This window comes from Embleya sp. NBC_00888 (assembly GCF_045207655.1).
Taxonomy (GTDB): domain Bacteria; phylum Actinomycetota; class Actinomycetes; order Streptomycetales; family Streptomycetaceae; genus Embleya.
On record NZ_CP108784.1, the window covers coordinates 5,836,196 to 5,849,634 of the forward strand.

A 13,439-nucleotide genomic window follows, 5' to 3' on the forward strand; every position below is an offset into this window, starting at 1 on the left:
GCCCGGAGTCGAGACACGTGAAGGCCGGGAATCACGAAGGTGATTCCCGGCCTCCACGAACCGACTGGTAAGGGTGCCGTCCCTTTCTACTGCCTTCCGGCGATCTGGTCCATCAAGATCGGGTCACTGTTGTACTTCTGATGACCAGTCAGTCCTTTTTGCCGATGCGATCGAAGAGGAAGATGCCGTCGTTGCACAGTTGCACGCCGGTCACCCCGGAACGGAACACCCCCGCCACCACGGCCTCCTGATAGACCCACAGCGGCATGTCCCGGTCCAACTGGAGCTGGAGCTGCGTGTAGGCGGCGCGACGCCGGGACGGGTCGGTGGTGTTGCGGGCGTCGTCGAGTGCCCGGTCCACCACGTCGTCGCCGTAGAAGCAGCAGTTGCTCGGGCTGCCCCGGTGCAGGTACTGGTAGACCACCGGCTCGGGGTCGTCGGCGAGCAGCTGGCTGACCTTGACGTCGAACGCCTCGGCCAGGTTGGAGCGCTTGACGAACTCGGAGAGGTCGGCGGTCTCCACGTCGAGCGCGACGCCGGGGTACCGCTCCAGCGTCTCCTTCATGTAGCGGCCCAGTTCGTCGATCGCGCCGCTCTTGGGCGCGAAGAACTTGATCCGCATCGGCTTGGCGCCGTGCTCGGTCACCTTGTCGAACAACTCGACGGCCTGCTGCGGCTTGTTCTCCGGCGCGGACAACTGCGGGTTGGCCAGCGCGGTGGCCTGGTTGAAGATGCCGCGCGCGGGGGTGCCCGCGCCGCCGTACACGCGCTTGTTGATCTCCTCGCTGCTCAGCGCCAGCACGATCGCGCGGCGCACCTCGGGGTTGGCGGTGGGGCCGCCGGAGGTGTCGAAGCTCAGCAACTGGCCACCGGAGAGCGCGAGCGACTCGACGCCGATGCCCGCGTCGCGCGCGGCCTTGAGGGTGAACGCGTCGCTGACGTTGGCGATGTCGGCCCTGCCCTTCTTGACCTTGTCCACCGCCGCGCTGCCGGAGCCCTCGAAGCGGAAGGTGATGCTGTCCAGGAACGGCTTCGCCGGGCCCTGCCAGTAGGTCGGGTTCTTCACCAGGGTCAGGTGGTCACCCTTGACCCAGCCGCCCTCGGGGAGCATGAACGGGCCCGCGCCGACCGGGTGTTCGGCCAGCTTGTCGACGCCCTCGGCGATCGCCTTGGGCGACGCGATGAAGGACAGGCTGCGCGCGACCAGGCGGTCGAAGTTGCCGTTCGGCTTGTCCAGGATGATCCGCAGCTCGAGCGCGTCGGCGCCGATCTGGCTCTTCATGCCCACGGTGGCGTCCCGCTGCCGGGATTTGGTGGTGGGCACCGCGTGCGTGTCCCAGTTGATCTTGACGGACGCGGCGTCGAAGACCGTGCCGTCGGTGAACCTGAGGTTGGGCCGGATCCGCAGGCTCCAGATCTTGTTGCCGCCGCCCTCCACCGGGACCAGGCTCTCGGCGAGCTGCGGCTGCACCGAGCCGGTGACCGGGTTCGTCCAGACCAGGCTGTCGTACAGCGCCGCCATCCGGTTTCCGTCCGCCTGCGCGGCGTACGAGGGCAGGAAGGGGTCGAGGCTGCGGGCGTCGGCGGTGGCCAGGACGTCCAGCGAGCCGCCGGCCTTGGGCGTGCCCGCCGCGCTGGGGATCTCACCGGACTCGGCACCACAGCCGGCCGCGGCCAGGAGGCCGATCGCCGCGATCACGGCGGCGGTGCGACGGCGTGCCCGAAGGGCGAAGGTTCGTGCGTGTGCCACTGGAAACGTCCTCAAGCATGGAGCAGGCCGGCCGAAGGCCGGCTGCCGCGCGGTCAGCGCGGTCAGCGCCGTGAGGCTATAGGTCGACACGTGTCGCATCGTCGACGGGATGCCCGATTCGGCCCCCGATCGCTCGGCCCGGACACGCCCGTGCACGGACAGCGACGCGGTACGGCCGGGTCGGCCGTACCGCGTCGGGTGTCGATGCTCAGTCCCGCTCGGCCGCCTCGGCCTTGGTCGTGGGCTTGGCCTCGGCCGCCGGTTCCGCCGCCGCCTCCGTCTCGGATTCGGACGCGGCCTCGGTGACCGGCTCGGACTTCGACTCGGCCTCGGTCTCGGTCTCCGTCTCGGCCGCCGGCTCGACCTCGCTCTCGGACTTCGACGCGACCTCCGCCTCGGACTTCGACTCCGCCTCGGACTTCGACTCGGCCTCGGCCGGCGCCTCGGAGCGGGCCTCGGCCTTGGGGTCGGGCTCCGCGGCCGAGACGGCGCGGTCGAACACGGCCGCCTCGCCCACCAGCGGGAAGTGACACGCGACCCGGTGTCCCGGCGCGATCTCGCGCAGCGTCGGTACGTGCGCCGCGCACTCGTCGCGCGCGATCGGGCAGCGGGTCCGGAACCGGCAGCCGCTGGGCGGGTTCATCGGCGAGGGGATCTCGCCCTTGAGCGAGGGACCGGCCGGCGCCGCCGCGGGGTCCGGCGCGGGCACCGCGTCGAGCAGGGCGCGCGTGTAGGGGTGCGCGGGCGAGTCGTAGATCGCCGCGGTGTCGCCGGTCTCGGCGATGGTGCCCAGGTACATCACCGCGACGTCGTCGCTGATGTTGCGCACCACCGCGAGGTCGTGCGCGACGAAGATCATCGACACGCCGGTGCGGGTCTTCATCTCGTCGAGCAGGTCCAGCACCTGCGCCTGCACCGACACGTCCAGGGACGCCACCGGCTCGTCGCAGATCAACAGGTCGGGATCGACCACCATGGCCCGGGCGATGGCGATCCGCTGGCACTGTCCGCCGGAGAACTGATGCGGACGTCGATCGGCGACCAGTTCCGGGTCCAGACCCACCTGGCGCAGCACCGCCTCCACCCGCGGGCGGATCTCCTCGGCGGACAGGCCGGAGATGACCAGCCCCTCGGCGACGATGTCGAAGATCTTGCGACGCGGGTTCAGCGCCGAGATGGGGTCCTGGAACACCATCTGGATCCGCCGGCGCATGGTGCGCAGGCCGGCCTTGGGCAGCGTGGTCAGTTCCTGCCCGTCGAACCGGACCGAGCCCTCGGACGGCTTGGTCAACTGCAGGATGGCCCGGGCCAGCGTGGACTTGCCGCAGCCGGACTCGCCGACCAGACCGAGCGTCCGGCCGCGCCCGAGTTCGAAGCTCACGCCCGCGACGGCGTTCATCATCCCGCCGGGCACCCGGAAGCGCTGGACCAGGTCGGTGACCGTGAGCAGCGGGTCGGTGCCGGTCGCGGGCTCGGCGGCGGGCTTGGTGTCCAGGGCGAGCGCGCCCGGCGCGGTGCCGTCGGCGGTCATGCGGAGGTCTCCTTGATCAGGGACGGCGGCCCGGTCGCGTCGTCCGCGGCGACGGCGACGTCCTCGCCGACGGGGTGATGGCAGGCGAACCGGTGCGTGCCCAGCTCGTCGCCCAACTCCGGCCGCTCGGTCCGACACAGGTCGTCCGCCGCCGTGCACCGGGCCGCGAACGCGCAGCCGGACTTGAGCGTGACCAGGTCGGGCGGCGCGCCCGGGATCGCCCGCGGGCGCTGATCGCGGGGCACGTCCAGGCGCGGCACGGCGCCCAGCAGGGCCTCGGTGTAGCGGTGCCGGCGGTGGGCGAACAGGTCGGCGGTGGGCGAGTGTTCGACCATGCGGCCGGCGTACATCACGGCGATCTGGTCGGTCCGCCCGGCCACCACGCCCAGGTCGTGGCTGACCAGGATCATGCCCATGCCGCGTTCGGCCTGGATCTCCTGGAGCAGGTCGAGGATCTGCCGCTGCACGGTCACGTCCAGCGCGGTGGTCGCCTCGTCCGCGATCAGCACGTCGGGGTCGCACGCGAGCGCCATCGCGATGGTCACCCGCTGGCGCATGCCGCCGGAGAGCTGGTGCGGATACTGCCGGGCGCGCTTGACCGGCTCGGGGATGCCGACCAGCGTGAGCAGTTCGATCGCGCGCTCGCCGGCCTCCTTCTTGCCCATGCCCAGGTGCAGCCGCATCGACTCGGTGAGCTGGCGGTCGATCCGCAGCACCGGGTTGAGCGAGGTCATCGGGTCCTGGAAGACCATCGCGATCCGGTTGCCCCAGATCGTGCGGGCCTCCTTGCGCGGTACGCCGACCAGTTCGCGGCCGTCCAGGCGCACGCTGCCGTGGATGTCGGCGATCGAGGGGCAGATGCCCATCAATGAGCGCACCAGCATCGACTTGCCCGAGCCGGACTCGCCGACCAGGCCGAGCGTCTCGCCGCGTTCGATGCTGAAGGAGACCCCGTCCACCGCCTTGAGCAGCCCGCGCGGGGTGTCCAGGTGGACCCGCAGGTCGGTGGCCCGCAGCAGTGGTGCGTCCGGCGTGGGCGAGCCGGTCGTCTTCGGCTCCGCCATGGTCACCACGCCACCTTCGCGCCGCGCGGCTGTTGGATCCCGTCCATGAGAGCGGTCCCGTCTGTGTGAGGGGGTCGAAGAACGGGATCGACGGCGGCCCTCGGGGCGAGGGCCGGCGCCGATCCCTCGGCTACAGCTTGGTGTCGCGGACGTCGAACTTCGCGCGCAGCCGGTCGCCGATGACGTTGAGCGAGAAGACGGTCAGGAAGAGCACGCCGCACGGCACGAACACCTGGGACGGATACAGCGAGAGGTCGTCCTTGGCGGCGTTGATCATGCCGCCCCAACTGGGCATCGGCGGCGGGATGCTCAGGCCGAGGAAGGACAGCGAGCCCTCCGCGACGATCAGCACCGCCATCACGATCACCGAGTACGACATCACCGCCGGGAACGTGTTGGGCAACAGTTCCTTGAAGATGATCCGACCCGGACCCGCTCCCATCGCCTTGGCCACCGTGACGTATTCGCGGTTGGACTGGGCGATCGCGCTCGCCTTGGTCAGCCGGGTGAAACCGGGGATGGTCAACACGGCGAGACCGGCGGTGATGCTGGTCTGCGACGGCTCGTACACCGAGGACAGCGCGAGCAGCAGGATCAGCGGCGGGAAGGCGAGCAGCGCGTCGGAGAACAGGTCGATGATCATCTCGGTGACGCCGCGGAAGTAGGCCGCGACCAGACCGAGCAGGCCGCCGATCACCACGCCGACCACGACCGACACCAGCGCGACGATCATCGACACGCGCGCGCCGAAGGCGAGCCGGGTCAGGTGGCTGCGGCCGAGGCCGTCGGTGCCGAGGAACTCCGGCCAGGCCGCGAAGGGCTTCTGCTTCGCCTCGCCGAACGCCTTGCCGTACTCGTGCGGGAAGACGCCGGGGGCGATCAGGCTCAGCAGCGCGCCGAGCAGCACGATGCTCATCCACGCGATGGCGAACCAGAGCAGGATGCTGGGGCGCTTGCGGGCCTTGCCGCTCTTGGCCCGCTTGACCTGCGAGGGGCGCAGTCCGGTGGGTTCGGCGGCGCCCAGGGCGGGCTCGGGCGCGGTTTCGAGTGTGCTCATCGGGCCCTCACTCTCGGGTCGATGAGGGAGTAGCCGATGTCCACGAGCGTGTTGAGCAGCACGTAGATGATCGCGATCACCACGACCGTGCCCTGCACGACGGGGATGTCCTTGCCGTTGATCGCCTGGTACATGCCCTGCCCCAAGCCGGGGATGGCGAAGTAGGACTCGACGATGACCGTACCGCCGATCAATCGACCCAGGGTCAGGCCGGAGACGGTCAGCAGCGAGAAGGACGAGGGTCGCAGCGCGTGCCGGAAGAGCACGTACGGCGTGGACAGGCCCTTGGACCGCGCGGTCAGGATGAAGTCCTCCTGGAGCGTGGCGAGCATGTCGCTGCGCAACAGGCGTTGGAACTGCGGGATCTCCGCGAGGGCCAGGGCCAGGGCGGGCAGGAACGCGAACTCGATGTTCTTGGCGAAGTCGACCGAGATGTACTCCCAGCCCGTCGGCTTGAACGCGAGCATCATGTTCGGGTTCGCGAAGAAGTAGACGAGGATGAACACGCTGACGAAGGTGGGGATCGACAGCAGGCCCGAGGAGAGCCCGCCGATCACGCGGTCGACGCGACCGCCCGCCTTCGCGGCCGTCCACACGCCCAGCGGCACGGCCACGATCAGGGCCATGAGCAGGGCGAAGACGGCGAGTTCCAGGGTCACCGGGAACCGCTCGCTGATGCCGTCCATGACGGAGGTCCGGGTCTTCAGGGACTCCCCGAGGTCGCCGGTGAGCGCGTTGCCCACCCAGGTCACGTATCGGACGGGCAGCGACTTGTCGTACCCGAACTCGTGCTCCAGGTCCTTGAGGTCCTGCGGTGTGGAGCCGGGGCCGAGCATCTGGGCGACCGGTGAGCCGTCCACCAGGTCGGGCAGGGCCGTGGTCGCGAACGTGACCAGGAACAGCACCGGAATCAGGGCCAGCAACTTGCGACCGAGCAGGCGCAACACGACGGTGTCACCCCCTCTCGCTGGTCTGGTCGGTTGACGAGGTCTGTTGAACATTCCGTGCGGTGGTGCGTTCGCGCGAAACCGCCGAATCCCGGACAGGGCCGTTCACCTGTGGTGACACGTGCCTTGACGGGTCGTCAGTTAAGCGCGGTGATTAATTACGGCAGTGGGCGCGATCAATGTCAATGGATTCACCGCAACCGTTAGCGGGTCGAAAACGTCGATCCCGAACCGGAGGGTTGCCCTCCGTCGGCACGTGTCGACCTGCGCGAATAAGGTGCGGAGGCCAACTAACTGACGGTGCGTCAGATGTCGTCGACGGGCTGTGTGTGGGTCGCCTGCCGCTCACCCACCGGACACCGACACACGCGTCGCGCGCGCGACCCCGAGCCACCCGGCCGTGCGACCCGAGCTCCGCGCGGGCGGCGCGATCCGGCCGGCTCGGCGCGTGAGCGGACGTTCATCCGCCGGAAACACATGTGCGACAAGCGTCACGTCGGCGAAACACGTCGCGCCACGGCGTGAAACCTCACACCCCGAAGCTCCTTCCCATGAGCTCCCGGAGGTCGGCCGGGGCCACGGAGAAGAGAGGCAGAGTATGGACACGGGTAACACCGCATTCGTACTCCTGAGCGCCGCACTGGTCATGCTCATGACGCCCGGGCTGGCGTTCTTCTACGGCGGCATGGTCCGCGTGAAGAGCGTCCTGAACATGCTGATGATGAGCTTCATCTGCCTGGCTGTCGTGACGGTGCTGTGGGTGCTCTACGGGTTTTCGATGACGTTCAGTACGGACGCCTTCGGCGGGTTGGTCGGTAACCTCGACTGGTACGGCATGCGCGACATCGGGGTCGCGGAGTTGTGGGACGGCTACACGATCCCGGTGACGGTGTTCGCGGCCTTCCAACTGATGTTTGCGATCATCACCCCGGCGCTGATCAGCGGCGCCGTCGCGGACCGCACCAAGTTCACCGCCTGGGCCGTGTTCGTGGCTTTCTGGGTCACCCTGGTCTACTTCCCCATCGCGCACTGGGTCTGGGCCGCGGACGGCTGGTTGTTCGAGAAGGGCGTGATCGACTTCGCCGGCGGTACGGCGGTGCACATCAACGCCGGCATCGCCGCGCTGGCCCTGGTCCTGGTGATCGGCAAGCGGGTGGGCTTCAAGCGTGACCCGATGCGCCCGCACAACCTGCCGCTGGTGATGATCGGCGCCGGCCTCCTGTGGTTCGGCTGGTTCGGCTTCAACGCCGGCTCCTGGCTCGCCGCGGACGGCGTCACCGGCCGGGCGCTGATCAACACCCAGATCGCCACCGCCGCGGCCATGCTCGGCTGGCTGTTCCTGGAGAAGATCCGCGACGGACACCTGACCACCCTGGGCGCCGCGTCCGGCGCGGTGGCCGGCCTGGTCGCGATCACCCCCGCGTGCGGTGCGCTCAGCCCGCTCGGTTCGATCGCGCTGGGTCTGGTCGCGGGCGCCGTCTGCGCCTGGGCGGTGGGCCTGAAGTACAAGCTCGGCTACGACGATTCGCTCGACGTGGTCGGCGTGCACCTGGTCGGCGGCATCATCGGCTCGCTCGCTCCCGGCTTCCTGGCCACCGGCCACATCCAAAACGATGCCGAGGGCCTGTTCTACGGTGGGGGCTTCGACCAGCTGGGCAAGCAGCTGATCGGCGTCGGTGCCGTCCTCGCCTACTCCTTCGTCGTCACCTTCATCCTGGGCACGGTCATTCACAAGACCATCGGCTTCCGGGTGTCCGAGGACGACGAGGTGGCCGGCATCGACCTCGTCGAGCACGCCGAGACCGGGTACGACTTCGCCGCACTCGGCGGTTCCACCCGACCGTCGGCGGGCATCGGCACCTCTACGGGCGCGGGCGCCGCGGCGCCCGCCGACACGAAGGTGGATGCGTGAAGCTCATCACGGCGGTGATCAAGCCGCACCGGCTCGACGACGTCAAGAACGCCCTCCAGGCGTTCGGCGTGCACGGCCTCACCGTGACCGAGGCGAGCGGCTACGGCCGGCAGCGCGGCCACACCGAGGTCTACCGAGGCGCCGAGTACCAGGTCGACCTCGTGCCCAAGGTCCGGATCGAGGTCGTCGCGGACGACGAGGACGCCGAGGAACTGCTGGACGTGCTGGTCAAGGCCGCGCGCACCGGCAAGATCGGGGACGGCAAGGCCTGGATCGTCCCGGTGGACAGTGTGGTCAGGGTGCGTACCGGCGAACGCGGCCCGGAAGCCCTGTAGGACCCCCGATGGCCGGTCCCGCCCCGAAGCGAGTCTTCGGGGACGGGTCCGGCCATCGGCCTTCGCGTCGACCGCTCGCGGTGCTCGGCCGCCATGCCCCGGCTCTGGTCGCGGCACGCTTCGGCCGGCGCGTGTGAACGAGGGAGCAGGCCCATGCAACCGACCCCCACTTCGCGCTACACCCGGGCCAGGGACGACCTCCTGGCCGATCCCGCCGGTCCCACCGGCGCGGCCCGCCGACAGGCGCTGGGCGCGCTGTCGGATCGCTGGCTGACCGAGCTGTTCACCGGCGCGGGCGCGCCCGCACAGGGCGTCTCGCTGGTCGCGGTCGGCGGCTACGGCCGGCGCGAGTTGTCCCCCGGCAGCGACCTGGACGTGGTGCTGCTGCACGAGGGCCGGCGCGGGGTCGGCGAACTCGCCGACGCGATCTGGTACCCGGTGTGGGACGCCGGCGTCGCCCTGGACCACTCGGTGCGCACCCCCGACGAGGCCCGCCGGGCCGCCGCCGAGGACCTGCGGGTGCAGACCGGCCTGCTCGACATCCGGCACATCACCGGCGACGCCGACCTGACCGCCGCGCTGCGCACGTCGATGTTCACCGCGTGGCGCGCGGCCGCGGTCAAGCGGCTGCCCGAACTGCTCGCGGCCTGCCGAGAGCGCGCCGAGCGGCACGGTGAGGTCGCCTTCCTGCTCGAACCCGACCTCAAGGAGGCCCGGGGCGGCCTGCGCGACGCCACCGCGCTGCGGGCGATCTCGGCCTCGTGGATCGCGGACGCGCCGCACGAGGAGGTGGACACCGCGCGGGCCACGCTGCTGGACGTGCGGGACGCGCTGCACCTGGTCACCGGACGCGGCTCGGACCGGCTGCTGCTCCAGGAGCAGGACGCGGTCGCCCGGCGGCTGGGGCTGCTGGACGCGGACACGCTGCTGCGCCGGGTCTCCGAGGCGGCGCGGGCGCTGACCTACGCGGGCGACGTGACCTGGCGTGAGGTCTCCCGGGTGCTCGCGGCGCGCGAGGCGGGCTCGGGGGTGCGTCGGTTGCGCCGGGCCCGGGCCGGGGTGTCCGCGCGCACGCCGCTGGCCGAGGGCGTGGTCGAGTACGCCGGCGAGGCGGTGCTGGCCCAGGCCGCGCAGCCGGCCCGGGACCCGGTGCTGCTGCTGCGCGCCGCCGCGGCCGCCGCGCAGGCCGGCCTGCCGCTGTCCCGGCACACCGTGGACCGGCTGGACCTCGAGTGCCCGCCGCTGGCCGATCCGTGGCCGCCCGCCGCGCGCGAGGCGTTCGTGGCACTGCTCGGCGCCGGGCGGGACGTGTTGCCGGTCTGGGAGGCGCTGGAGTCCAAGCGGCTGATCACCCGACTGCTGCCGGACTGGGAACGGGTGCGCTGTCGCCCGCAGCGCAACGCGGTACACCGCTTCACCGTCGACCGGCACCTGATCGAGACCGCGGTCGAGGCCGCCGCGCACACCCGGCGGGTGGCCCGGCCCGACCTGCTGCTGGTGGCCGCGCTGCTGCACGACATCGGCAAGGGCTGGCCGGGAGACCACAGCGTGAGCGGCGAGGTGATCGCGCGGGAGGCGGCCGCGCGGATGGGCTTCGCCAAGGACGACGTGGACGTGCTGGGCACCCTGGTGCGCCACCACCTGCTGCTGGTGGACACCGCGACCCGGCGCGACCTGGACGATCCGACCACGGTGGCGGCGTTCGCCGAGGCGGTGGGCGGCGTGGAAACCCTCGAACTGCTCCACGCGCTCACCGAGGCCGACGCCGCCGCCACCGGACCCGCCGCGTGGAGCGAGTGGCGGGACGCCCTGGTCCGGGACCTCGTCGCCCGGACCAGGGCGGTGTTCGCCGGCCGACCGGCCCCGGCGGCGCCCGAGCGGACCGTCACCGCCGACGTACCGGGCGAACTCCCGGTGGTCCGCCTGGAACCGCTGCCCTTCGGCGCGGAGGTGACCATCGCGGCGGCCGACCGGGTCGGCCTGATGGCGCTCGCCGCCGGCGTGCTGGCCCTGCACCGGCTCACCGTGCGCTCGGCCGCGATCGACGTGGTCGACGAGCTGGGCATCACGGTGTGGACGGTGGAGACCGAGTTCGGCCGGCTGCCCGACCCGGCCGCGCTGCGCGAGGACGTGCGCAAGGCCCTGGCCGGCGGCCTGGACGTGGCCGCCCGGCTGGCCAAGCGCGAGGCCGCGTACCCGCCTCGGCGCGGCACCACCCGGGCGCCCGCCCGGGTGGAGGTGATCGCGGACGCGTCCGAGAGCGCGACCGTCCTGGAGGTGCGCGCGCACGACAGCCCCGGACTGCTGCACCGGATCGGCAAGGCGCTCGCCGAGGCCCGGGTGAGTGTGCGTCAGGCCCGGGTGGGCACCCACGGCGCGGAAGCCGTGGACGCCTTCTACGTGGTCGCCCCGAACGGCCGGCCGCTGGCCGCCGGCGAGGCCCGGAGCCTGGCCAGGACGTTGGAGAAGGCGCTGGCCGGGTGAGCGGCGAGGCGGCGCGGGGCGTCGCTCCCGGGGCCGGCGGGCCAAGCCCGGACGCGTGCCCCCGCCACGACCGCTCGGCGGGCGGTTAGGCTGGGCCCGACACCACCCGTATCTGACGAAGGACCTCTGCCGACGTGTTCGACACTCTCTCCGACCGCCTCGCAGCGACCTTCAAGAACCTTCGCGGCAAGGGGCGGCTCTCCGAAGCCGACATCGACGCCACCGCGCGCGAGATCCGCGTCGCCCTCCTCGAGGCCGACGTGGCCCTCCCGGTGGTCCGCGAGTTCATCGGACGCGTCAAGGAGCGCGCCCGGGGCGCCGAGGTGTCGGGTGCGCTCAACCCGGCCCAGCAGATCGTCAAGATCGTCAACGAGGAGCTCGTCGGGATCCTCGGCGGCGAGACCCGGCGACTGCGCTTCGCCAAGACCGGCCCCACGGTGATCATGCTCGCCGGCCTCCAGGGCGCGGGCAAGACCACCCTGGCGGGCAAGCTCGGCAAGTGGCTCAAGGAGCAGAAGCACCAGCCGCTCCTGGTGGCCTGCGACCTGCAGCGCCCGAACGCGGTCAACCAGCTCTCCGTGGTCGCCCAGCGGGCCGGTGTCGCGGTCTACGCGCCCGAGCCCGGCAACGGCGTCGGCGACCCGGTCAAGGTCGCCCGCGACTCGATCGAGTTCGCCAAGACCAAGCAGTACGACGTGGTCGTGGTCGACACCGCCGGTCGCCTGGGCATCGACGCCGAGATGATGCGGCAGGCCGCGGACATCCGGGACGCGGTCAAGCCGGACGAGATCCTGTTCGTCGTCGACGCGATGATCGGCCAGGACGCGGTGGTCACCGCGCAGGCCTTCCTCGACGGCGTCGGCTTCGACGGCGTGGTGCTCTCCAAGCTCGACGGCGACGCGCGCGGTGGCGCGGCCCTGTCGGTCGCGTCGGTGACCGGCCGGCAGATCATGTTCGCCTCCAGCGGCGAGAAGCTCGACGAGTTCGACGCCTTCCACCCGGACCGGATGGCCTCGCGCATCCTGGGCATGGGCGACATGCTCAGCCTGATCGAGATGGCCGAGGCCAAGTACGACCAGGACCTCGCGCTCAAGGCCGCCGAGAAGCTGCACGGCGGCGGCAACAACTTCACGCTGGAGGACTTCCTCCAGCAGATGGAGCAGGTCAAGAAGCTCGGCTCGATCTCCAAGCTGCTCGGCATGCTGCCGGGCATGGGCGCGATGAAGGACCAGATCGACAACATCGACGACCGCGACCTGGACCGGGTCGCGGCGATCATCAAGTCGATGACGCCGGCCGAGCGGGCCGACGTGAAGATCCTCAACGGCTCGCGCCGGGCCCGGATCGCCAAGGGCGCCGGTACCGAGGTCAACGCGGTCAACAATCTGATCGAGCGGTTCGTCGAGGCCCGCAAGATGATGGGCCAGATGGCCAAGGGCGGCGGCATGCCGGGCATGCCCGGGATGCCGGGCATGGGCGGCGGCGCCGGCAAGAAGAAGGGCAAGGCGCCCAAGCAGGCCAAGGGCAAGCGCCAGTCGGGCAACCCGATGAAGCGCAAGCAGGAGGCGGCGGCCGAGGCGGCCCGGCGCGAGGAGCGCGCGGCGAACCCGTTCGGCCTGCCGGCCGGCGGCGCGGGCGGCGCGGCCGACTTCGAACTGCCCGAGGAGTTCAAGAACTTCCTGCCCCCGGGCCAGAAGTAGGCTCGGAGGAGACGCGGGCCGACCGTGCCCCGGGGGTTCGCCCGGGGAAACGGTCGGCGAGGACGAGAAGGGGACGCGGGTGGTCGGGACGCCGGAGCTGTACACCGTGCCCGGCTGCCGGGTGGGCATCCGGGCGCCGCGGGTGTCGGACGCGGCGGCGTCCGCCGAGGCGATCCGCCGCTCCGAGCACATCGCGCGCTGGAACCCGTCCGACCCGGACGACCTGCCGGACCTGATCCGCCGGCAGAGCGACACCTTCCGCACCTTCCTCGCGGTGGACATCGCCGACCGGGCGCTCGCCGGCCGGATCAACGTGTCGAACATCGTGCGCTCGCGGTTTTGCAACGCCTCGCTCGGCTACGACGCCTACACGCCGTACGCGGGCACCGGGCGGATGACCGAGGCGCTCGCCCTGGTGATCGACCGGGTGTTCGCCGCGGACGGCTTCGGGCTGCACCGGTTGGAGATCAACGTCCAGCCGGGGAACGAGAATTCGATCGCGCTGGCGCGGCGGATGGGCTTTCGCTACGAGGGCTTCACGCCGCGCATGCTCTTTCTCAACGACGCGTGGCGCGACCACGAACGGTTCGCGCTGACCGCGGAGGAATGGCCCGGGGCGGAGAAGACCATTCTTCCCTCGTAGGGCCGGACGTGGCAGG

Annotated in this window: 10 protein-coding genes; 5 read left to right on the forward strand and 5 right to left on the reverse strand. The window is 71.1% G+C overall.

Features of this window, described 5'->3' with window-relative positions; genetic code table 11:
* Positions 1-148: 148 nt before the first annotated feature.
* From OG948_RS25050 to OG948_RS25070, 5 genes are all read right to left on the reverse strand, one after another.
* Positions 149-1,750: an ABC transporter substrate-binding protein gene (locus OG948_RS25050; protein ID WP_406298610.1), complete on the reverse strand. Its 1,602-nt coding sequence runs from the start codon at positions 1,748-1,750 to the stop codon at positions 149-151.
* Positions 1,751-1,958: 208 nt separating this feature from the next.
* A complete protein-coding gene (locus OG948_RS25055) occupies positions 1,959-3,281 on the reverse strand; it encodes an ABC transporter ATP-binding protein (RefSeq protein WP_406298611.1) in 1,323 nt (440 codons plus the stop codon).
* The gene (locus OG948_RS25060) at positions 3,278-4,345 is read right to left on the reverse strand and encodes an ABC transporter ATP-binding protein (RefSeq protein ID WP_406298612.1); all 1,068 of its coding nucleotides are present in this window, start codon (positions 4,343-4,345) and stop codon (positions 3,278-3,280) included. The genes OG948_RS25055 and OG948_RS25060 overlap by 4 nt, the downstream gene beginning before the upstream one ends.
* 130 nt (positions 4,346-4,475) lie before the next feature.
* On the reverse strand, positions 4,476-5,402 hold the full coding sequence (locus OG948_RS25065) for an ABC transporter permease (protein WP_406298613.1): 927 nt from the start codon (positions 5,400-5,402) through the stop codon (positions 4,476-4,478).
* Positions 5,399-6,349: an ABC transporter permease gene (locus tag OG948_RS25070; RefSeq protein WP_395872661.1), complete on the reverse strand. Its 951-nt coding sequence runs from the start codon at positions 6,347-6,349 to the stop codon at positions 5,399-5,401. Before OG948_RS25070 ends, OG948_RS25065 begins: the two co-directional genes overlap by 4 nt.
* A 598-nt stretch (positions 6,350-6,947) precedes the next feature.
* Here OG948_RS25070 and OG948_RS25075 point away from each other — a divergent pair.
* The 5 genes from OG948_RS25075 to OG948_RS25095 all read left to right on the forward strand — a co-directional run bounded on the left by OG948_RS25075 (position 6,948) and on the right by OG948_RS25095 (position 13,423).
* Entirely contained in the window at positions 6,948-8,261 is a 1,314-nt protein-coding gene (locus OG948_RS25075; RefSeq protein ID WP_406298614.1) for an ammonium transporter, read from the forward strand.
* Entirely contained in the window at positions 8,258-8,596 is a 339-nt protein-coding gene (locus OG948_RS25080) for a P-II family nitrogen regulator (protein ID WP_360310627.1), read from the forward strand. Before OG948_RS25075 ends, OG948_RS25080 begins: the two co-directional genes overlap by 4 nt.
* Before the next feature lie 153 nt (positions 8,597-8,749).
* Positions 8,750-11,080 carry a [protein-PII] uridylyltransferase gene (locus OG948_RS25085; protein WP_406298615.1) on the forward strand — a complete coding sequence of 777 codons (2,331 nt, stop codon included), beginning with the start codon at positions 8,750-8,752 and terminating at the stop codon, positions 11,078-11,080.
* A gap of 134 nt (positions 11,081-11,214) precedes the next feature.
* Positions 11,215-12,780 (forward strand): signal recognition particle protein, encoded by a 1,566-nt coding sequence (gene ffh, locus OG948_RS25090; protein WP_406298616.1) that lies wholly within the window; start codon positions 11,215-11,217, stop codon positions 12,778-12,780.
* 79 nt (positions 12,781-12,859) lie between these two features.
* Entirely contained in the window at positions 12,860-13,423 is a 564-nt protein-coding gene (locus OG948_RS25095; RefSeq protein WP_395872668.1) for a GNAT family N-acetyltransferase, read from the forward strand.
* Positions 13,424-13,439 lie beyond the last annotated feature (16 nt).